Source organism: Methylobacterium sp. FF17 (assembly GCF_025813715.1).
Taxonomy (GTDB): Bacteria; Pseudomonadota; Alphaproteobacteria; order Rhizobiales; family Beijerinckiaceae; genus Methylobacterium; species Methylobacterium flocculans.
The window spans coordinates 3,069,726-3,091,458 of record NZ_CP107532.1 but is presented as its reverse complement, the minus strand read 5'-3'; the positions used below and the strand labels follow the sequence as shown (position 1 = coordinate 3,091,458).

The following is a 21,733-nucleotide window of genomic DNA, read 5'->3' as shown; positions in this document are numbered from 1 at the left end:
AGCGGATCAGGGGGCGCGCTGTCTCGGCCGGGCTCGGCTTTTTGGGGGCGGCGCGTTGGCGTGATGGCGGATCACCGCCAGCAGGGCGAAGGCCAGCATCACCAGGCTGACGTGCCGATGCCATCCATGCCAGGAGCGGGTCTCGTTGTGGGCGAGCCCGAGTTCGGTCTTGGCGGTCTCGAACGCGTCCTCGATGCTCCAGCGCCGTCCCTCGACCGCCACCAGGGTCGCGAGCGGCGTGCCGGCCAGGCACCAGGTCGTGAAGTAGGCTTGCTCGCCGTCAGCCAGGCTGCGGCGGATCAGCAGCCCCCGCGTCCACAGGCCGGTCTGGTCGTCGGCACCATCGAGGTCAGCCAACTCACAATAGGCCCAGTCATACAGCCGCGCGCCCTTCGTTCCGTCTCCCGCCGACAGGCGCATCCAGGCCGAGGGAGCGAGGCCGTTCGCGATCGTCTCGGCAGTGCCGGCGATCTCCGGCTTGCCGACCCAGGAGTTGAATGCGTGATCGGTCTTGACCCCGAGCACGTAGCCCTTGCCCGCCCGGCGTAGCGCCATCTCGATGTCGCCGACCCCGTAGACGGTGTCGGCCGCCACCCAAGAGAACGGCACGCCCGCAGCTATCGCCCGCTCGATCATCGCCAGAGCCAGCCCCGGCTTGGTCGCGAAGCTTGTCCCCTCCGGCACGTGGGCGGCGGCCAGCCGGGTCGGATCCGAGGTCCAGGTCTTGGGCAGGTACAAGGCCCGATCGATGAAGGCATGACCGTGCCGCGAGGCATAAGCTGCGAACACACCGATCTGGCAGTTCGTGATCTTGCCGGCCGAGCCGGTGTACTGGCGATGCACCCCGCACGAAGCCTTGCCCTGCTTGAGGAAGCCGGTCTCGTCGAGGACCAGAACCGCGTCCGGGTCGGCCAGCGTCTCCAGGGCATAATCCCGCACCACGTCGCGCAGGGTGTCGGCATCCCAGCGTCCGCGACCGAGCAGCGCCTGCTGACGCCAAGGCCCAGGATCGCCCGCGGCTTCCGCCCGCATCCAACCGGTCTTACGCCGCTCCGCGCCGAGCAGTCCGTCCAGGAACGCTCCCGCCGAGGCGGCGACCCGCTCCTGGCTGAACAGGGGCCGCATGCGCCCCTTCACCTCTCGCAGAGACGAGGCCCACAACTCCAGCGTCGCCTCGATAGAGGTCCCGGTCGTCCATAATGTGCGCGTCATGGTGCTGCACAGAGTCAGAACCCCATCGAAAACGCAACTGTAATGCTAGGCCTACAGCACGATCTATACAGCGGCTTATGCGAACAGCTCCGCACCGGATCGGGCGCGCTGCAATCAAAATCCTGCTTCTGGGAATTCCAAGCAGACTTTCCTGGGAGGTTTGAGAGTCAGGTTTACGGTCGTTCTTCTGAGATATTGTATTGCAATGCTGTGTCCTCGGTTGCCGTCGACGTGTCTGCGTAAGCTCCAAAGAGAGGTTTCGTTTATGTGAACGTTCGGTGCTCTTTGTCTGCGCGAACGGCAGTATCGAGAGCGCGAATAAGTTGAATATCCTCCTACCTCTTTGTCTGTTTCGAGAGGAAGAACACCGGCATGGTGAAGCTTAGGCCACCGTCGGCTATGAGGGGTGGCGGCGGAGGCACAGGATTGGAGCGCTGCATCATGGCCAGAGCGGCTTGGTCAAATGCAGTGTCGCCCGAGCCCTTCAGCACCGTTGACCTGACGATGTGCCCTGCCCGGTCCAGAACGAAGGCCAAAATGACCTCTCCAGACGGTTGGGCAGCTTTCTTCGGATAACGCTTGTGACGAGCTAAGTGAGCCAGCAGCTGCTTTTCCCATTTCGATCGAACACGCCGGGCTCTGTCTCCCATTTCGAGCATAGGCGCCGCTGGGTGAGAGGCCTCTTTCGTGTCTGATCTCGGCGCGTATGAAACGTTGGGGGCTACGGCTTCCCGAGATAATACCTCGTTGTTTGCCTCATCCCTGGTCCCGTCCTTGTGTGGTATGTGCATCGCCTCCCGAGATATGGTCAGATTGGGATCTGTTGTCTCGGTTCGCTCGGCCTTGAGCGGCTTGGTTGGATCATCGCTGGCCTTTTCAACAGCGACTACGCTGGTGGCCACCGGGTCAGGAGGCAACTCCGCAGCGTTGCGGTTGAGTCCGGCCAATTCTAAGCGGACCTCTAGAATGGCCATTCCACGGTCGGCGGCTTCAATCGGCAAGGCCACTCGGACAGCTAGCGCGATGCTGCCCCCGTGTAAGGTAAGCGCGAGAAGGCCAGCGCCAAGCCAGAGCCAGTGGTCGTTTGAGGGTGCCACTACGGTATTGATGAGAGTATCACCATGCCTTTGCAGACGCTTGATGCGGATCCGCACCATCCCAAGCCAAAGCGCTCGGGCTGGTGGGCAGATAGAGATACCTTGAGACGACGCATGGGAGATCGACACTTAGATGATCATTGAGCTGCGTGGGTCAGGGCCTTGCGCCAAACCAACTCTGATCCCTATCAGGGTGTTGAAAAAGTCGAAAAACACCTCAGCAGATTGAGTTGACCTACTGCATGCTGGTGCCATCCGCCTGTTGCAGCACCAGATGTGGGGGCAAGCACTGTCCGTCTGGACTTTTTCAACACCCTGCTATGCCTCATCAGTTCTATCGAAAGATGCAATCAGCTGGCCGCTGAAGTGCCAAAATTGCACAACGCGTGGACCGCGAAGGTATCCTACATCCCTCGTGCCAAACCAGAGAAGCGCAGCCTGTCAACATCTGGGATCCACTTGCTGAGCGTGCCACGTGACCGACCCTGCGGGTGAGGCTCTTGCAGGTACCATCCCAGGAATAAGATACATAAGCTAGAGCACAGGAAAGCGAAGTAGGTAGTTTGCACCTCTCTGTCCGTGTGGAGGGGCTGTGCCAATTTGACATGGCGCGCTCTGTGCACTGTCATCCGACAGCGAATCATAGCCCTCGAAAGTTCCAATGACCGTTCATACGCATGCGGCCAGGGCGGCGCTCGCCATCGTGGCGCTGTCGCTCTCGATCGAATGTGCGACTGCTCTGACTATGCGGGAGCGGTGGCAGGCTGAGCAACTAAAGTGGCATAAGCTAAGCGGATCGATCTGCGAGGGTTGTGGATCGAGACCGGTGCTCACGAGGCAAGCGCCCAAGCAGTACGCAGCTTTCGTGAATCCACTTGCTGTGCTAGAGAGCTCGTCTCGCGCGACGGCCAAGTTCTTGGCTGGCGATGCATCAGCGACGACCATGGTGCCGGCGCAAATCGTCGACCGAACGCTCGCATCAGTCCGTCGCCGCCCTTCGCGGAGCTACGCTCAATTGCTCGCACGCAAACGCTACGCGAAGCTTACCCGCTCGCGTCGCTACGCAGCCCTCCTATATCGCCGCAGAGCGCAGGCAGCAAACAGGGCAACTACAGTAGATAATAAAATCGAACTGGGCAAACTCAGACAAATATTTGAATAGTTGTGTACTAGGCCGATTTTTATTTAGTACGTCGTGGCTATGGAACGATGCCGATGGATCGTGGATCAACGGGATGTAGGAACTCGGATTTTTTGACTATCCCCGCATCGAATGCAGATACGTGGATCCCATGGAGTCTCTTTCTGACGAGCTGTTACACTGAGCTCCGGCAGCTTTGCTGAGGCAAAACTTCGATTGCGGCTTGACAAGGCAGGGTCTGATACAGCGGCGCTGCCGCTTTGATTGATTTCAGTAACGAGTGCATTTCCTAGGGTCTGAACTTGATCAGCACCGGAAGGCGATGACGGCGGCGAGCGCAACGGCGGAGGCGTAGTTGCGGGCCAGCTTGTCGTAGCGGGTGGCGATGCGACGGAAGTCCCTGGAGCGATTAGGGTCGCCTCGATGCGCCAGCGTTCGCGGTAGCGGCGCTTGTCGTGGCGGATCTTCCGCTTGCGGCCGCGCTTGCCTGGGATGATCGGCGTGATGCCTTTTTCCCGCAGGTCGGTCCGGAGCCAGTCGGCGTCGTAGCCCTTGTCGGCAGCTAGGCGACGGACCCGACCGGGAGCCTCGGCGACTACGGCTGGGGCGGTGGTGACGTCGCTGGCGTTGCCAGGCGTCAGCAGAAGGACGCCGGGGCGGCCGAGGACATCGGTGAGCGCGTGGATCTTGGTCGTCTGGCCGCCGCGCGAGCGGCCGATGGCCTGGCTCCAGGCCCCCCTTTATGGATGGCCCGCCCCTCACTGGGCTTCACTGCTAGGTTTGCAGTGTGGCTCACACGAGGGATGGAGCGGACCGATGGCCATTGCGATACTCGGGATCGATCTGGGCAAGAACAGCTGCAGTGTGGTCGGGCAGGATGCGACCGGTCGGGTCGTCCTGCGACGCCGGATGCGACGCGAGACGGTGATGACCTTTGGCGCGACGCTTCCACCTTGCATCATCGCCATGGAGGCGTGCTGTGGCGCGCATCACATGGGCCGGGCGCTCGCCGCTCAAGGCCACACCATCCGGCTGATGTCGCCGGAATACGTGCGCCCCTACGTCAAGGCCCAGAAGAACGACGACCGTGACGCCGAGGCGATCGCAGAGGCTGCGACGCGTCCGACTATGCGGTTCGTCGCGCTGAAGTCGGAAGCGCAGCTCGACATGCAGACTCTGCACCGGGTGCGCGACCAGCTCGTGGGCGAACGCACGGCCTTGATGAACCAGATCCGGGCCATCCTGCTGGAGCGTGGCCACATCGTCCCGCAAGAACGTGCCAAGCTTGCCGCCAGGCTGAACACCCTGCTCGATCCCGACACCGCCGCGGACATCACGCCACGAATGCGCAGCCTCGTGGCCGACGTGCGGGAACGTTGGCAGTCCCTCGACGAACGCATCGCAACGCTCGATGGCGAGTTCGCCGAACAGGCCCGGACCGACGAGAGTGCTCGCCGGCTCACCACCATCCCGGGCATCGGTGCACTCAACGCCACAGCGCTGATTGCGGCGATCGGTGACGTGGCCACCTTCGCCCGCGGGCGTGATCTGGCGGCCTGGCTCGGCCTCGTGCCGCGGCAAGTCACGACTGGCGGACGACCCAAACTCGTCGGCATCACCAAGCGCGGCAGCAAGTACCTGCGCAAGATGCTGATCCAGGGTGCACGGGCGGCGATGCCGACCCTTCGCAAAAGCGATACGCGGATCGGCCAATGGCTCCGGGGCCTGCTGGCGCGGGCGCACGCCAACACCGCCGTCGTTGCGCTAGCAGCCAAGATGGCTCGGACCGTCTGGGCGCTGCTGCGCCACAAACGCGTCTATGAGCCGGCGGCGGTGGCTGCCTGAACCGAGCTTGGTCGGCGAAGCCTTCGTCGGCCTCACCATGTCTGCGAGCGGCGAGAGGAAGATGGCCTGACAGTCGATCGGTGTTCTGGAAGCCTCTGGCGTAAAATGGCGCTCGACGCCGCCCCCTTTATGAGGACCAGGACGCGCGGATCTCCATCTTGGCCAACGGCATCGCCGAAAGGCCGGATACGTTTATGCAGACTGCTCAGACCAGCGGATCATCAGCCACTTGCGGACGGGGCGGGCCATACGTTACCGCCATGCGCCGAGCGGTGCGACTTGACGTAGGTACTGTCGATGGCGGCCGCCTCGCCACCCCATCCGCCCTTGGCCAGCGCGGTCAGCATCGCCCGCCAAAAGTCACGGCGGGACCAGCGATTGAAGCGGTTGTAGACGGTCGTGCGCGGACCATACGCTGCCGGGCAGTCGCGCCAGCGGCAGCCCGAGGTCAGCACGTGCAGGATGCCGGAAATGACCTGCCGATCGTCGTTCCGTTCCAGCCCAGGCTGGTTCTTGGGCATGAACGGTTCCATCACCGCCCACTGCTCATCCGAGGGCCAGAACAGGTCCGCCATCGCCGCCTCCGTGCTGCAAACGGCGGCTCTGAATCACAAAACCAGAACTCTCGCAACGTCTTGGTTCGGTTCACACCCTAGCATTACAGTTGCGTTTTGTTGCGAGTGGGTTCCTTGTTCGGCGTGGACGGCCGGCCTTTGCGTCGTCGGCGCATCTTCTGGTTTACAGCACGGCGTTTGAGATGGGCTTGGCGGGCGGCGGCCTGATGCGCCCGTCGCCAGAGCGACCATGCGATGACGTGAGCGGGCTGGATGTGCCGCTGCGCCAGCCGCACGGCGATGCGGCGGATCTCCTGCACCGACCAGCGGATCAGGGGGCGCGCTGTCTCGGCCGGGCTTGGCTTTTTGGGGGCGGCGCGTTGGCGTGATGGCGGATCACCGCCAGCAGGGCGAAGGCCAGCATCACCAGGCTGACGTGTCGGTGCCAGCCGTGCCAGGAGCGGGTCTCGTTGTGAGCGAGCCCGAGTTCGGTCTTGGCCGTCTCGAACGCATCCTCGATGCTCCAATGTCGTCCCTCGACGTCGACCAGGGTCGCGAGCGGCGTGCCGGCCGGGCACCAGGTCGTGAAGTAGGCCCGCTCGCCGTCAGCCAGGCTGCGGCGGATCAGCAGCCCCCGCGTCCACAGGCCGGTCTGGTCGTCGGCACCATCGAGGTGAGCCAACTCACAATAGGCCCAGTCATACAGCCGCGCGCCCTTCGTTCCGTCTCCCGCCGACAGGCGCATCCAGGCCGAGGGAGCGAGGCCGTTCGCGATCGTCTCGGCGGTGCCAGCGATCTCCGGCTTGCCGACCCAGGAATTGAATGCGTGATCGGTTTTGACCCCGAGCACGTAGCCCTTGCCCGCCCGGCGTAGCGCCATCTCGATGTCGCCGACCCCGTAGACGGTGTCGGCCGCCACCCAAGAGAACGGCACGCCCGCAGCTATCGCCCGCTCGATCATCGCCAAAGCCAGCCCCGGCTTGGTCGCGAAGCTTGTCCCCTCCGGCACGTGGGCGGCGGCCCGCCGGGCCGGATCCGAGGTCCAGGTCTTGGGCAGGTACAAGGCCCGATCGATGAAGGCATGACCGTGCCGCGAGGCATAAGCTGCGAACACACCGATCTGGCAGTTCGTGATCTTGCCGGCCGAGCCGGTGTACTGGCGATGCACCCCGCACGAAGCCTTGCCCTGCTTGAGGAAGCCGGTCTCGTCGAGGACCAGAACCGCGTCCGGGTCGGCCAGCGTCTCCAGGGCATAATCCCGCACCACGTCGCGCAGGGTGTCGGCATCCCAGCGTCCGCGACCGAGCAGCGCCTGCTGACGCCAGGGCCCAGGATCGCCCGCGGCTTCCGCCCGCATCCAACCGGTCTTACGCCGCTCCGCGCCGAACAGTCCGTCCAGGAACGCTCCCGCCGAGGCGGCGACCCGCTCCTGGCTGAACAAGGGCCGCATGCGCCCCTTCACTTCTCGCAGCGACGAGGCCCACAACTCCAGCGCCGCCTCGATAGAGGTCCCGGTCGTCCATGATGTGCGTTTCATGGTGCTGCACAGAGTCAGAACCCCGTCGAAAACGCAACTGTAATGCTAGTGCAGTGACGCGGACGGATGGTTCAGGGGCACGATTGAGGGCGTCGAAGATCGCGGCTGCGGGTTTTGGTCCAGATGAAGGGCCTTGGGCTTCGGTTGTGCTCGGCGAAGTAGCGATTGATGGCCGCTTGGAGGTCGACGATGCCGGTGAAGGTGCCTCGCTGCAGGCGGCGGCGCGTGAGCGTGGAGAAGAAGCCCTCGACCGCATTGAGCCATGAGGCCGATGTTGGGGTGAAGTGGAAGGTCCAGCGCGGATGGCGGGTGAGCCAGGCGCGCACCTTCGGGTGCTTGTGGCTACCGTAGTTGTCCAGGATCACGTGGACGAGCTTGCCGGCCGGAACGGCAGCCTCGACGGCGTTGAGAAAGCGGATGGACTCGCCATGGCGATGGCGCTGCATGCAGCGGCCGAGCACGGTGCCGTCCAGGACATTGAGAGCCGCGAACAGGGTCGTGGTGCCGTGTCGGGTATAGTCGTGGGTCTGAGCAGTTGGGTGCCCTGAACCGAGAGGCTGGTTGGGGCGGGTGCGCTCCAGAGCCTGGATCTGGGACTTCTCGTCGATGGACAGCACCACGGCGTGGGCGGGCGGCTTCATGTAAAGGCCCACGACATCCTCGACCTTCTGGGCAAACGCTGGGTCGTGCGAGCGTTTGAACGTCCGAATCCGATGCGGTTGCAGGCGATGCTCCTGCCAGATCCGTTGCACGGAGCGCAGTGAGATCCCGACCCGCGCGGCGACGGCTCGGCCGGTCCAGTGTGTGACCTCGTCGGGTGGCTCCGAGCAGGTCAGTGCCAGCACCTTCGCCACCGTCTGCGTGGAATGTGGTGGCGTGCCAGGCGGGCGGGTCTTGTCGCGCAGCAGACCCTCGACGCCATCCTCGGCAAAGCGTTGCTGCCAGCGCCAGACGGCGGGCCGACTGACGCCGGCCTGCCGAGCCACCTCCTGCACAGGCAAGCGCCCGGCTGAAAGCAGGACGATGCGCGCCCGCAGGATGTGCTTGAGGGGTCGAGATCGGTCGCCGGCGACCGCGGCAAGCGCTGACTGGGTGGCATCGTCAAGGAGCACGCAGACGGTCTGAGCCATGACTCAGACTCGCATGCATCACCCGATCCGTGAACCCTATCACCGCGTCAATGCACTCGTTGCCGCACTTGCGCTAGCGCCGGAAGCAGTTGCCGCAAGTCGTATAGGTTTCATAACTGGCTGGGATGTCGGCCCACGACTAGTGCAATGACGCATTCGGATGGTTCATGGGAGTCTGGCGACAGCGCTGACGATTTGTGCGGCTGGTTTGGTCCAGGTGAAGGGCCGAGCGTGGCTGTTGTGCTCGGCAATGTAGCGCTTGATGGCGGCTTGGAGATCGACCACGCCCGTGAAGGTGCCGCGTCGTAGGCGGCGACGGGTCAGGGCGGAGAAGAAGCCCTCGATTGCGTTGAGCCAGGACGCCGAGGTCGGCGTGAAGTGGAAGGTCCAACGCGGATGGCGTGCGAGCCAAGCGCGCACCTTCGGGTGCTTGTGTGTGGCGTAGTTGTCGAGGATCGCGTGGATGACCTTGCCAGTCGGCACGGCGGCTTCGACGGCGTTGAGGAAGCGGATGAACTCGCCGTGGCGTTGGCGCTGCATGCAGCGGCCGATCACGGTGCCGTGGAGGACGTCGAAGGCGGCAAACAGCGTCGTGGTGCCGTGCCGGGTGTAGTCGTGGGTCTGGGCGGCCGGGTGCCCGGGGGCGACCGGCAGATCGGGACGCGTGCGCTTCAAAGCCTGGATCTGGCTTTTCTCATCGAGCGAGAGCACCACGGCATGGGCCGGCGGATCCATGTAGAGCCCCACCAAGTCCTCCACCTTCTCGGCAAAGGCAGGGTCGTGTGAGCGCTTGAAGGTGCGGATCCGGTGCGGCTGAAGCCGGTTGGCCTGCCAAGATCCGCTGCACGGAGCGCAGCGCGATACCGGTCGCTTCGGCCACGGCACGCCCGGTCCAGTGGGTGACCTCGCCGGGCGGCTCTGAGCAGGTCAGGGCCAGCAACTGCGCGACCGTGCCGGCGGGCAGCGGCTCCTTGCCGGGCGGGCGGGTCTTGTCGCGCAAGAGGCCCTCGACGCCCTCTTCGGCGTAACGCTGCTGCCAGCGCCAGACGGCCGGTCGGCTCACGCCGGCCTGCCGCGCGATCTCCTGCACCGTCAGGCGTTCGCCCGACAGCAGCACGATCCGGGCGCGTAGAATGTGCTTGAGTGGACAAGAGCGGTCGGTGGCGAGGGCCGTCAGCCGCGCCGTGGCGGCCTCATCGAGGCGTACGCAGACAGTCTGAGCCATCCGCCCACACTCGCACATCGCCGCCCATCAGTAAATCCTCTGAATGCGTCATTGCACTAGCGCCGAGGAAACTACCTCTCTGCCAAGCGAATTCGTCTGTCGTTTGAATCTGTCAAGGACGCTTTGATGTTTAGTGTATCGGGCTTAACTAACTGATGATCGTGCGCCAATATACCCCGAATCATACAGGCGCCACATCCGAAGAGAGCACCAAGAAGCAGGCCAATCGGCACCAAAATGGACGCACGAGGAAACATAGGCTCGGCAGGCACAGCTGCTGCCTGCACCACCTGCATGTTGGAAAGGCGCTCGTTAGATTTCCAAGCATTTTCAATCTGAGCTTCGGAAGACTTTTTGGCATATAGCTCAATATTAGTATTATCGAGCTCAATTTCCCGCTTGAGGCGGTCGAACTCAGCTTGCCGCGTTGCTAGTACCTTGAGTTCATTATCAATCTTCTTTAATTCATAATTGGACGAAGACTCAGCAGTTTTCAAGCCAGCAATTTCAGCGTTCAAGTTGACTATTTTCTGTGCGCTCTCCTGGTAGAGGCGGACGTGCAAGAGTGGCGGATCATCAGACATGTTAGAACTAGAAGAGCTGGAACCAGCGGTAGAACGGCCGAAGCGCGAACTCGCAGGAACTTCGCCAAAAATTTCTGTCGGCAAATTAATTTTTGCTCGAAGGCTAGAGAGCTGCGTGCGCAGTGAATCTAATTCGCCTCCAACTCTGCCAAGCGAACTCTGAGTTGTTGCAAGATTTGTTAATATCTGATCGCGCCGGGTTAGCACCAATCTCTGCTGCTCTTCAGCAGAATAAATCTGATTCGCTACGGAATAAGCTTCGAGAGCACGCTCATCCCTAGTAAGTTTTTCGCGGTGACTTTCCTCACGTTCTTTAAAAAACTGAGCGGCCAAAGGGTTGGAATATAGTTTTGTCTGCCTCTCGACTAAACTTCCAGCAATCTGATTGGCATAAAGCGCTGCTCTGTCTGGATCTACGTGGCGAAAGGATATGCGGATTAGATCAGTGTTCGGCTCCACTTCTGCACGTGATGAAGCTTGAACCCGTGAAGTACTTTCATTCTCGCCGGAGGATGATTTAAGTAATTTCGTTATGAGAGATGTAACAAATGATCTATCAGACTCATCAGTTTCTAGGACAACAGGGTGACGCGCTTGAACTTGCTTGACCGCGTCAGCAATGACGTCGTCACTTCGCGCCAATAGAACTTGCGATTTGATGAAACGATCTTGGCGCAGGCCACCAGAATACGAGTCACCTGATTGCTGCTGCAGGGATCGCCCTGAATCCGCCAAGATTAATGCGGAACTTTCGTAAATCTTAGGTGCATAGCCATTCAGTGCGATTACCGCCAAGTTAATTAATATAAATACTGAGGCGAAGAGAAGCCTGTGTCGCCATATCAACTTTATTAAACTCTGAAAATCCACCTTCACCTCTACTGTTCGAGAATAAATATCTACTATAAACGAAAATCCAGCAAACCGCTACGTCCGTAATCCGGTTGCCACTTTTCAACCTTCAAATTTGCAATGTCAACTCGTTGCATGGATGTCTGGTCTAAACTTTTCAAAAATTAGCAGATGTTCGCGTCATGCTCGACATTGAACAGTCATAGAAGCGTTATCACTTCCGGGAAAATTTTCTATTAGTCATAATATATAAGTGAATTGTATTTGAGCCTATGGTTATCTATTGCTACGCGCTTTGCTCCACAATCAATGTGTAATTGAATCTTCGATAAATCGCCAAATGGTTGTTTTTTTGTAAATATCTGGAAATAGAAGAATTATTGATATTATTACTTAGAGCCAGTTATATAGAAACAGATTATAGCACGGGTCGCCTAATTGGAATAGATTGGCACGGCACAGTTCTCCGGTTTGTCCTTCTCGTCGTTGAGGCTGTGCAAGAACGCCTGGCGCGGAACGATCTTCGAGCGGCGCGCTCAGCGTTGCTTACCGGCGGGCACGGTCCCGGAAATCTTGAGCGCGTCCTTCAGCGGATCAACGGGGGGGCACCGACTACGAACCACGCGGCCGGCTGCCCGCGCAAGGTCGTTGCAGCATCTTCTATCACCCGCTCAAGGTGATCCTGGGTTTAGGGGCGCCCTATCCATTCCTCCTCCTCAAGAGCGATCAGTGGATCAGCCCGCCGCCTCTGCCTGAACGATGCACCATGCCCCACGGCGGGAAGTCCAACGACAGATGCTGCCAGGCGCATCCTGTTCGTAGCACGTACAAGATGCCATAGAAGGCGGCACGCAGCGACCGGCGCCACGGACGCCCTTGTGCTGGGAGGCGTAGGGAGAAGCGGCGCAAGCACCGCCCACTCGGCATCGCTGGAATTGGTTACGTAAGGCAGGCTCTCGCGCGCAAGCTCGGCGCGAGCGGTGGGCGTCCACATCGGGGTTCCTGGGTGAACGTCAGACACTCTCTCAACACCCACGATGCCCGCCGCTCACCCAACAGCTAAGCTGTTCAGCCCGTTTGAACACGGAGTCTGAGCTCGACTTTGGCCAATCAAGCTGCTTGGCAGAGGGCGTAGGCCCAGGGTGGCGGCAGGCGGAACCGAGGTTTCCTGCGGTCGCGTTTGCGACGTGACGTCGATAAACCCTCTTCGCGCCAGATCGTATAGCGGACGACTGCGAGGGCGTCCGAGAATGTAGGCTGCGGCTTGGGGTACCACGCTGTCGTCGCGATCTGCCGCCTCTCACGTGCTGTCAGCCGGGTGGCGAGCAGGGTGACGATGGAGAACAGGGCGAGCAGGCAGGGCGTCGTGCGGGCAATGGCCTTGTCGGACCACTGGCGCTCTCGTCTCGACGCCGAGATGGGTCCGTGCCTCTTGGAAGGTAACCTCGACCTGCCAGCGGCGCACGAACCACGTCACGATCTGGGTCGGGTCTCGTGCGGTGTCGGTGCAGAGCAGCCCTTGCGGCTCGAAGCGGTTCTCGGGATCGCGGATCAGAACCCAGCGGATCGGCACTGCTGGTAGACCGGAATGATGCCAGACGGCGGTGGCCGAGGCGATCTCGATCCTGCGTTCACCTGTGCCGTACCAGCCCGGCACGCTCACCTGCTGCCAGATGGTACCCGAGTCGGTCAGGATCTTGGACAGGGTTGGCCGCCGCACACCCTTCTTGCGCGGGCGCCCGATTGTACCAGGAAGCCTTGGAGGCGCTGGATCGTAGAGAGCCGCATCCAGGCGCAGGCGGGTGATGGCGGTGATACCGCCGCGGCGCAGAGCATCGAGAAACAGCAAGGCCGAGAAGGCGCTATCGCCGACCAGCACGAGATCGCGCCCCGGCAGCCAGCGCCTTACCTGCAAGGCCATCTGCCGTCCGACATCGAGCAGGGTCTTGTGCCGACGGCCTTGTTCCCGGCAGGCGCGCTCGGACGGAACGAGGGCAGTCAGGAACGGCAACGCCCAGACCCGACCGGCCCAGGGGATGGGTGCGAGCAGCATCAGGCTCATCCAGCGCAGGCCGATCGTCTTGACGAAATGGGCACCGGACGAGCGCACCGGATCACGGTAGATCCCGCGGGCTTGGATGCGGCGGTCGCAGCGCCGCTCGATCGTGTCGTCGAGCGCCAGCACTACGGGGCCGTGTGGGACGAAGGCCTCGACGAGCAGCCGAAGCAGCATGTGGGCTCCAGCATGGGGAGACCATGCGGCGCGGCTGAGCACCCGGTGGGTGTTCACGAAATGGCGGTCGCGTGCCCGGCCCGTGATCCGCAGCACGCTCGCTACCGTGCGCCGGCCCGGACAGAGGATCGCACCGATCAGCAGCTCCTGAGCGTGTCGCCACGAACGGTGGACGAACAGCGGAGCGAAGGACAGGATGATCCCGGCGAAGCAGGCAGGCAGGTGCGGCATGAGGCGTCTCTGGCGAGGGACACCATCAGCCTATCCATCACGCCCGCTTCGTCACCCAGCGCGTTCCGCGACATGTCGAAATGGCCAAAGTCGAGCTGAGAGCCTTCAGGTTTCGTCACGCATTGGGCGCATGAGTGCGCCGAGAAGGAAGGCGAGCTCGACGCAGAGCAACAGCGTCACGCCGCGTCTGAGGCACGCGCCGAGGCTGAGCTGATAGACGTACACGCCGTAGGACACCTCAGCGGCAACGATCGGCACGAACACCGTAGCCAGCCAGATTGAACCAAAGCGACCTAAACCGAGGCCCAGTAACGTATTCAGTAGCAGGGCCTTCATCACCGCGCCTCCGGCAACCGTTACGGCGGGCCAGCGTCCTATCCTGCTTGGGATAGCCGTAACAATATGACAGGCGTCAGCGGCTGCCGCGCTGGGCCAGCACGGCAGGAATAGTACGCAGCATGATGGCAATATCGCGCGAGAAGCTCCAGCGTGTAGCGTAGTCAAGGTCCAGCGCTACCCGTTCGGCATATGAGCAATCACTGCGCCCCGACACCTGCCACAGACCAGTAACCCCAGGTGTGACTGAGAAGCAGGTGGGAAAGGCCGCGCCGTAGCGCTCGATCTCGGCCGCGACGATCGGGCGAGGGCCGACCAAACTCATTTCGCCGCGCATGACGTTCACAAGTTGGGGCAATTCGTCCAGACTGGTCTTACGCAGGACCGACCCCAGAGGCGTCACACGCGGATCGTTGGTGAGCTTATGCGTCTCTTCCCATTCGCGCTGAGCGGCTGGGTTGGCTGCTAGATGCGCACGCAGTACGGCATCACCATCGGTGACCATGGATCGGAACTTAAGGCAGCCGAAGCGGCGGCCATCGCGTCCAATCCGCATGTGCCGGAAGATGGGTGCCTTGCGATCACCCGCCCAGACAAGCAGACCAATCAGCAGAAGCAGCGGAAGGAGGAGGAACAATGCTGTTCCCGCAACGCCAATGTCGAGGCTGCGCTTACCAATGCGCCCCAGACCCTGTGCCTGCTTCGATGGGAGCACCCCGCGAGTTACAACCTCTGCGAGATGCTGCGACGCAATCTCCACAGAGGCAATAGGATGTCCGGCTTCACGCAGCATCAGCGATCTCCTCGCGAGGAACGGATTTACATGGTTAAGTCACCGTTAATGCGAAACCTATAACGATGTCTTCGCCATCGCACAAGCGTGGACGTCATCAATCGTGAGTCTCTAGGTGCGCCTCCCGTACGTGACATAAGTAGAAATCATCATCACAGTTTGTGACAATCTTTCATAAATAGAAAGATACTTCATATTCTCTGATTGATAGCCCGCTCCATGATTTATATGTATCAACTTACGATAAAGCGGAGTTGAGCGATTGCTGGTTGTCACATTGTGCGGCGCGATGATCATGGCAGCAGTGGGGCTCCGGCCCCTGGGGCATCGAGGCGGCTGGCGCCCAGCTGCTCTACCTGCCGGCGTACTCGCCAGACTTGAACCCGATCGAACTGGCCTTTGCCCAAGCTCAAAGCTCGCTTGCGTGCCCAGGCCGCCCGCACGGTCGCGGACCTTTGCAACACGCTCAAACAGGCCTTCACGTGCTTCACACCGGACGAATGCCGCAACTACCTCGTGGCCGCAGGCTACGATGCTTTTGACCCACCCTGATCGGATGCGGCTCCAGGCGTTTTTCATCATGGCATTCATTCGCTACCGCTGAAACGCCTCGTTACTCGAAGCGCAGCTTAGCTCGACTTTGGCCAATCAAGCTGCTTGGCAGAGGGCGTAGGCCCAGGGTGGCGGCAGGCGGAACCGAGGTTTCCTGCGGTCGCGTTTGCGACGTGACGTCGATAAACCCTCTTCGCGCCAGATCGTATAGCGGACGACTGCGAGGGCGTCCGAGAATGTAGGCTGCGGCTTGGGGTACCACGCTGTCGTCGCGATCTGCCGCCTCTCACGTGCTGTCAGCCGGGTGGCGAGCAGGCAGGGCGTCGTGCGGGCAATGGCCTTGTCGGACCACTGGCGCTCTCGTCTCGACGCCGAGATGGGTCCGTGCCTCTTGGAAGGTAACCTCGACCTGCCAGCGGCGCACGAACCACGTCACGATCTGGGTCGGGTCTCGTGCGGTGTCGGTGCAGAGCAGCCCTTGCGGCTCGAAGCGGTTCTCGGGATCGCGGATCAGAACCCAGCGGATCGGCACTGCTGGTAGACCGGAATGATGCCAGACGGCGGTGGCCGAGGCGATCTCGATCCTGCGTTCACCTGTGCCGTACCAGCCCGGCACGCTCACCTGCTGCCAGATGGTACCCGAGTCGGTCAGGATCTTGGACAGGGTTGGCCGCCGCACACCCTTCTTGCGCGGGCGCCCGATTGTACCAGGAAGCCTTGGAGGCGCTGGATCGTAGAGAGCCGCATCCAGGCGCAGGCGGGTGATGGCGGTGATACCGCCGCGGCGCAGAGCATCGAGAAACAGCAAGGCCGAGAAGGCGCTATCGCCGACCAGCACGAGATCGCGCCCCGGCAGCCAGCGCCTTACCTGCAAGGCCATCTGCCGTCCGACATCGAGCAGGGTCTTGTGCCGACGGCCTTGTTCCCGGCAGGCGCGCTCGGACGGAACGAGGGCAGTCAGGAACGGCAACGCCCAGACCCGACCGGCCCAGGGGATGGGTGCGAGCAGCATCAGGCTCATCCAGCGCAGGCCGATCGTCTTGACGAAATGGGCACCGGACGAGCGCACCGGATCACGGTAGATCCCGCGGGCTTGGATGCGGCGGTCGCAGCGCCGCTCGATCGTGTCGTCGAGCGCCAGCACTACGGGGCCGTGTGGGACGAAGGCCTCGACGAGCAGCCGAAGCAGCATGTGGGCTCCAGCATGGGGAGACCATGCGGCGCGGCTGAGCACCCGGTGGGTGTTCACGAAATGGCGGTCGCGTGCCCGGCCCGTGATCCGCAGCACGCTCGCTACCGTGCGCCGGCCCGGACAGAGGATCGCACCGATCAGCAGCTCCTGAGCGTGTCGCCACGAACGGTGGACGAACAGCGGAGCGAAGGACAGGATGATCCCGGCGAAGCAGGCAGGCAGGTGCGGCATGAGGCGTCTCTGGCGAGGGACACCATCAGCCTATCCATCACGCCCGCTTCGTCACCCAGCGCGTTCCGCGACATGTCGAAATGGCCAAAGTCGAGCTAATACCAATCGGCGCTGATCATAACCGATATGCCCAGTCGCGCAGTCCGAGGGACATGATCTTCCAAGGCTGGGCAGTCAGCCTGTTCCAGGCGTCGCAGCATCGGTCGACGATGTCCTCGTAGGACGTGAAGATCCGGTCGCCGAGTCAGTTGTCGCGCAGAAATTGCCAGACGTTCTCGACCGGGTTGAGTTTCGGAGCACGGGCTGGGAGTAATTACCCAGGCCCTTGCGCGGGTCGGGTTTCGCTGATTCCTTCGTAGGATGGGGCGCAGCGATCTTGAGCGGTTGAGCCGCGAGGAACTGATCGAGCTGGTGCTGCGTCTGCAGCGTCCGGACAAGACCTCGCGCACGTCCTCGAAGCCGCCCGCCACAGACCGCAAAGAGCGGCGCGAGCAATCCTGAACCGCCCCGGGATTTTCGGAGGCTCCAACACTTGAGAGACTGGAGCCATGACGAAGCATATCCCACCCTTCTCCCCTGAGGTCCGCGAGCGGGCGGTCAGGATGGTCCAGGAGCATCAGGGCGAGTACGGCTCGCCCTGGGCCGCGATGCAATCGATCGCTGCCAAGATCGGCTGCTCGGGCGAGACGCTGAGGAACTGGGTTCGGCAAGCCGAGCGGGACCAAGGTCAGCGGGCTGGCCCGACGACGGACGAGCGCGAGCGGATCAAGGCGCTGGAGCGGGAGGTTCGCGAACTCCGGCAGGCGAACGAGATCCTGAGGAAGGCGAGCGCGTATTTTGCGATGGCGGAGCTCGACCGCCCGTTCAAACGATGAAGGCGTTCATCGACGAGTACCGCGATGCCTACGGGGTCGAGCCGATCTGCAAGGTGCTGCCGATCGCCCCGTCGACATACCATGCTCATGCCGCACGGCGCGCCGATCCCAGCAGGCTCCCGGCACGGGCCCGGAGCGACGCGGCGCTGATGGTCGAGATCCAGCGCGTGTTCGAGGCGAACTTCCACGTCTACGGCGTACGCAAGGTCTGGCGGCAACTCGGCCGGGATGGGATCAGGGTGGCCCGGTGCACCGTCGCCCGACTGATGCGGGCGATGGGCCTGAAGGGTGTCGTGCGGGGCAAGACGGTGCGGACGACGATCCCCGATCCGGCAGCGAAGTGCCCGCTCGACCGGGTCAACCGCCAATTCAAGGCCCCGCGCCCGAACGCCCTGTGGGTCGCGGATTTTACCTACGTCGCGACCTGGTCCGGCTTCGTCTATGTGGCCTTCGTGATCGACGTCTTCGCCCGCCGCATCGTCGGCTGGCGGGTCTCTCGAACCGCCCGCGCCGCCTTCGTGCTCGATGCCCTGGAGCAGGCCCTGCACGAGCGTCGCCCCCTCCAGGGCGGCGGGCTCGTGCATCATAGCGACAGGGGCTCGCAGTACCTGGCGCTGCGCTACACCGAGCGGCTCGTCGAGGCTGGGGTCGAGCCCTCCGTCGGCAGCGTCGGCGACTCCTACGACAATGCCCTTGCCGAGACGATCAACGGCCTATTCAAAGCCGAAGTCATCCTTCGGTGCGGCCCATGGCGGAGCTTCGAGGCCGTCGAGTACGCCACCCTCGAATGGGTCGACTGGTTCAATCACCGCCGGCTGCTCGAACCCATCGGGAATATCCCTCCCGCCGAAGCCGAAGCGCACTACTATGCCCAGACCGAGGTGCAAGCCTTGGCCGCTTGATCCAAACCAGACAGCCTCCGGGAAACCCGGGGCGGTTCAGTCGTGACGCAGCATCGACGGTTGGCCGTGCACTGCCCGACCTGCGGGGTGCGGGTCGTCGCGCCGGTGCCGGAGTCAGCGCGGGGCACGCCGTTCGGCCCACGGCTGCATGCGGTGGCGACGTATCTCAAGACGTGTCCTCGCGCTGTCCTACGAGCGACTGCAGGCAGCCTTGTCGGACCTGTTCGGTCTGACGCTCAGCCAGGGCGGGCTGATGAACCTGCTCCAGCGCGCGCAGAGGCACTTCCGCTCCGGTCGCGAGGAGGCCGTCTCGACGCTACGCCGGGCCGCTGTGATCGCCTCGGACGAGACCGGCGTCCGGATCGAGGGCAGCAACGCTTATCACTGGGTGTTCCACGCGGCCGACGCCGTGGTGCACACGGCCTCGCCGACGTGGGGCGCCATCGTGATACGGGAGATGATGGACGGCCACCGGCCCGCGGTGTGGATCTCGGACCGCTACACCGCCCAGCAGGGTCATGCCGCCGCGCACCAGACCTGCCTCGCCCATCTCGCCCGCGACGTCGGCAACGATCGTCGAGGTCAGCGACGATCCCGTGCCCTGGCGATTGCAGCTCTGGTTGCAGACGGTATTCGCGCTGGCCGAGCGCGTCACCGACCTGGCCGCCTCGACGCGCGCCGCCAAGCGCCGGACCTTGGATCGACAGCTCGGCGCCATCCTCGCCACGTCGAGCCGCTGCGACCTGACCCGCGACCTGCAGGCCAAGATCGGACGGGCGCGTGATCAGCTCCTTGTCTTCCTCGCCCATCCCGGCGCGGTCGAACCGACCAACAACGGCTCAGAGCGACTGCTGCGCCCAGCGGTCGTCCAGCGGAAGGTGACCAACGGCTACCGCGCGATGTGGGCCGCCGAGGGCGAGGCCGCCATCCGCACCGTCGTCGATACAGCACGCCTCGCAGGCCACAGCCCATTCGGCACCATCCTCAAGACTGTCGGTGCCTGATCCCAGCCGTCACAGGCCTGGGTAATTACGGCTGGGAGCTGCAACAGTTTGATGTTGTCGGGCACGACGAGGTCGCCGGCGACGTGCCAGCCGGCGCCGTCGAGCATCAGCACGGCATGGGCGCCGGGATCGACGGCGAGGCTGATCTTGACCAAGTGCGCGTTCATCACTTGCGCATTGCAGCGGGGCAGGACGAGGCTGGCGCGCTTGCCCTTCTCAGGGCAGATCGCCCCGAAGATTCAGGCATATTCCGTACGCTGATCCTTGGGGGCTGTGGGCCGTGTCCCGCGGCGCGCCCAGCGGCGCGGCAGGGTATTCTTCTGGCCGACTCGGGCCTCGTCCTGCCACCAGAGTTCGATGGGCGTGCCCGGCGGCAGTCGCGCCCGGATCGCGCTCAGTTCGGCGGGCAGGTTTTTTTAAACGCGGCCAGCGCGGCCGGGTCCTGGGCATAGTGCCGGGGACGCGCCGAGAGCTTGCGGAAGCCGAGCGCCTTGACCACGCGACCGACCGAACTCTCGTCCAGGCTCACCCCGAAGCTGGTCTGGATCCAGGCGGCCAGATCCTTCAGTCGCCAGCGCACCACGTTGTCCCGGTCCGGATCGGGGCCGCGCTCCACGATGGCGGCGAGCGCTCGGCGCTGCTCGGTGGTCAGTTTGAGCACCTGGCCCGGCGCCTTGTCGTCGATCAACCCGTCCGGCCCGCGTGCATTGAAGGCCAGGACCCAATCGCGCACCGTCTGAAGGCCCACCGCCCCGATCCGGGCAGCGTCCGTGCGGCTCCCGCCATCGTAGACCTCCGGCAGGGCCAGCAGACGCCCGCTCTGACCGGCATCCCAGCTGGCCTTCGCCAACTTCCGAAGCTCGGAAGCGGTAAAATCGTCTCGCAGGGGGATGGCGGCAGACATGGCAAACCAGCCGACTCGCCCCATCGAATCAGATCCAACGCAAACGCGAAACCCCGTGAGTCCGCGTCAGCGCCGATCGGTATTAGTATCGCGCTACCAAGTCCGGACAGACATGCGTTTGGCGACCGGCACATAATCCGATTTTCTGTTTTCGCTATCCCTTTTTGCGACGATTCGGTAGCTACCTCAGCAGGCCTTGAGGAACATATGGTCAATGACTTTATGCTCTTACTTCAAAGGACATACAAGGTGGATACCAGTAAAGATCGAGCAAGCCCATAAGCGTATCGCCGGGTGTATTTTCCCCAAAAACAACATCCTACAACAAGGTCACTAAAATGATACACCCTCTAGTTAGCGTTATCATCCCTGTATACAATGCAGAGCGCTACCTTCGCGCGGCAATAAAAAGTGTTCAAGATCAGACTTACCGCAATATCGAAATATTAATTATTAACGATGGCTCTACTGATAGCAGTTGGAAAATATTAAACGAAATAAAGACATATGATGATAGAATATTACTGATTTCACAAAAAAACGGTGGTATTTCTGCGGCGCTAAATAGAGGAATCGTAGCAGCTTCCGGGCAGTTTGTTGCACGCATGGATGCAGATGATCTAATGCTACCTCATCGAATCGAAGCGCAAGTACGCTTTCTTCAGGAAAATCCCGAACTTGGTTTCTGCGCCAGCTTTATGAAATTCATTGACGAGAATGACATTGTATATGGGGAGTATCATCCAGAGCCGAGAACACATAACGCGCTAAATATGATGCTTAAGCGTCAAGAAATCGTCACATACACTCATCCAACTGTAACGTTTCGTACTGACTCCGCTCGAGCTATAGGAGGATATAAAGCTGATTACGAGCCATGCGAGGACACGGAATTTTTTGGTCGTTTTATCACCAGCGGCGCACCGGGCCTGGTTATACCTGAGGTATTGATGAAATACAGGGTCCATAGAGGGAGTATCTCAAATCAGAAATTAATTCGGCAAATCGAAATGTCTGAGCTTGTCCGAACGAATTTCTATCGCCGGCGCCAGGGTGAGGCGGAGCATGATCCCCGTAATCTTAAGGTCTTGATTGGCGCAATGCCCTACACTCAACAAATAGCCTATCGATTGAAAATCAAAGCGCGAACATTTCAGCAGGCCTCCAAATTCGATAGAGCCGCTGGTCGTCGTTTCAGCGCACTTTTTCGCCTCATGTCGGCAGCGCTGCTTCAACCTCACAAGGCAATCGGTCACGCCATCCGCGTAATACAGCGAAATCTGTCGTAAATATTCAGACTAAC

General features: G+C 61.8%; 12 protein-coding genes, 10 pseudogenes and 1 other annotated feature. Of the genes and pseudogenes, 6 read left to right on the top strand and 16 right to left on the bottom strand.

Going from position 1 to position 21,733, the window contains the following annotated elements; translation table 11 throughout:
• Positions 1–6 precede the first annotated feature (6 nt).
• The 3 genes and pseudogenes from OF380_RS14535 to OF380_RS14525 all read right to left on the bottom strand — a co-directional run.
• Entirely contained in the window at positions 7–1,212 is a 1,206-nt protein-coding gene (locus OF380_RS14535; protein WP_404810462.1) for an IS701 family transposase, read from the bottom strand.
• A gap of 335 nt (positions 1,213–1,547) precedes the next feature.
• Complete coding sequence (locus tag OF380_RS14530; protein ID WP_264045154.1) at positions 1,548–2,213, bottom strand: TonB family protein; 666 nt, start codon at positions 2,211–2,213, stop codon at positions 1,548–1,550.
• 1,543 nt (positions 2,214–3,756) lie between these two features.
• Positions 3,757–4,187, bottom strand: a pseudogene (locus OF380_RS14525) (IS5 family transposase); the annotation flags it as partial.
• A 79-nt stretch (positions 4,188–4,266) separates the two neighbouring features.
• On the opposite strand from OF380_RS14525, the gene OF380_RS14520 reads away from it, so the two are divergent.
• Positions 4,267–5,295, top strand: coding sequence for an IS110 family RNA-guided transposase (locus tag OF380_RS14520; RefSeq protein ID WP_264045170.1), 1,029 nt, complete (start codon positions 4,267–4,269; stop codon positions 5,293–5,295).
• A gap of 254 nt (positions 5,296–5,549) precedes the next feature.
• On the opposite strand, the pseudogene OF380_RS14515 reads toward OF380_RS14520, so the two are convergent.
• The 10 genes and pseudogenes from OF380_RS14515 to OF380_RS14470 all read right to left on the bottom strand — a co-directional run.
• Positions 5,550–5,870, bottom strand: a pseudogene (locus OF380_RS14515) (transposase); the annotation flags it as partial.
• 83 nt (positions 5,871–5,953) lie between these two features.
• A complete protein-coding gene (locus OF380_RS14510; protein ID WP_264045152.1) occupies positions 5,954–6,169 on the bottom strand; it encodes a hypothetical protein in 216 nt (71 codons plus the stop codon).
• Between the two features lie 11 nt (positions 6,170–6,180).
• On the bottom strand, positions 6,181–7,386 hold the full coding sequence (locus OF380_RS14505) for an IS701 family transposase (protein WP_404810461.1): 1,206 nt from the start codon (positions 7,384–7,386) through the stop codon (positions 6,181–6,183).
• Between the two features lie 116 nt (positions 7,387–7,502).
• Positions 7,503–8,516, bottom strand: a pseudogene (locus OF380_RS14500) (IS630 family transposase); the annotation flags it as partial.
• A 165-nt stretch (positions 8,517–8,681) separates the two neighbouring features.
• A pseudogene (locus OF380_RS14495) lies at positions 8,682–9,741 on the bottom strand (IS630 family transposase).
• 71 nt (positions 9,742–9,812) lie between these two features.
• Complete coding sequence (locus tag OF380_RS14490) at positions 9,813–11,195, bottom strand: GumC family protein (protein ID WP_264045150.1); 1,383 nt, start codon at positions 11,193–11,195, stop codon at positions 9,813–9,815.
• A gap of 738 nt (positions 11,196–11,933) precedes the next feature.
• Positions 11,934–12,171 (bottom strand): annotated as a pseudogene (locus tag OF380_RS14485) (transposase); the annotation flags it as partial.
• Positions 12,172–12,477: 306 nt separating this feature from the next.
• On the bottom strand, positions 12,478–13,641 hold the full coding sequence (locus OF380_RS14480; RefSeq protein WP_264045148.1) for an IS701 family transposase: 1,164 nt from the start codon (positions 13,639–13,641) through the stop codon (positions 12,478–12,480).
• A gap of 105 nt (positions 13,642–13,746) precedes the next feature.
• Complete coding sequence (locus OF380_RS14475) at positions 13,747–13,977, bottom strand: hypothetical protein (RefSeq protein WP_264045146.1); 231 nt, start codon at positions 13,975–13,977, stop codon at positions 13,747–13,749.
• A gap of 76 nt (positions 13,978–14,053) precedes the next feature.
• Positions 14,054–14,770 carry a sugar transferase gene (locus OF380_RS14470; RefSeq protein ID WP_264045144.1) on the bottom strand — a complete coding sequence of 239 codons (717 nt, stop codon included), beginning with the start codon at positions 14,768–14,770 and terminating at the stop codon, positions 14,054–14,056.
• A 326-nt stretch (positions 14,771–15,096) separates the two neighbouring features.
• Between OF380_RS14470 and OF380_RS14465 the strand changes: the two are divergent.
• A pseudogene (locus OF380_RS14465) lies at positions 15,097–15,322 on the top strand (transposase); the annotation flags it as partial.
• A 286-nt stretch (positions 15,323–15,608) separates the two neighbouring features.
• On the opposite strand, the gene OF380_RS14460 reads toward OF380_RS14465, so the two are convergent.
• Positions 15,609–16,745: an IS701 family transposase gene (locus tag OF380_RS14460; RefSeq protein ID WP_264045141.1), complete on the bottom strand. Its 1,137-nt coding sequence runs from the start codon at positions 16,743–16,745 to the stop codon at positions 15,609–15,611.
• A gap of 115 nt (positions 16,746–16,860) precedes the next feature.
• A pseudogene (locus OF380_RS14455) lies at positions 16,861–17,055 on the bottom strand (IS630 family transposase); the annotation flags it as partial.
• A 50-nt stretch (positions 17,056–17,105) separates the two neighbouring features.
• Between OF380_RS14455 and OF380_RS14450 the strand changes: the two are divergent.
• The 3 genes and pseudogenes from OF380_RS14450 to tnpC all read left to right on the top strand — a co-directional run.
• A pseudogene (locus OF380_RS14450) lies at positions 17,106–17,243 on the top strand (IS66 family transposase); the annotation flags it as partial.
• 50 nt (positions 17,244–17,293) lie between these two features.
• Positions 17,294–18,522 (top strand): IS3 family transposase gene (locus tag OF380_RS14445; protein WP_264045137.1). Its coding sequence is split into 2 segments (ribosomal slippage): positions 17,294–17,582 and positions 17,582–18,522, totalling 1,230 coding nucleotides; the frame shifts between segments, so codons are not numbered across the junction.
• Positions 17,575–17,691: a sequence feature (AL1L pseudoknot), on the top strand. (Overlaps the previous gene by 117 nt.)
• A gap of 39 nt (positions 18,523–18,561) precedes the next feature.
• Positions 18,562–19,526 (top strand): annotated as a pseudogene (gene tnpC / locus OF380_RS14440) (IS66 family transposase); the annotation flags it as partial.
• Here tnpC and OF380_RS14435 read toward each other — a convergent pair.
• Positions 19,412–20,430 (bottom strand): annotated as a pseudogene (locus OF380_RS14435) (IS630 family transposase). The pseudogenes tnpC and OF380_RS14435 overlap by 115 nt on opposite strands.
• Positions 20,431–20,768: 338 nt before the next feature.
• Here OF380_RS14435 and OF380_RS14430 point away from each other — a divergent pair.
• Entirely contained in the window at positions 20,769–21,719 is a 951-nt protein-coding gene (locus OF380_RS14430) for a glycosyltransferase family 2 protein (RefSeq protein WP_264045138.1), read from the top strand.
• Positions 21,720–21,733 lie beyond the last annotated feature (14 nt).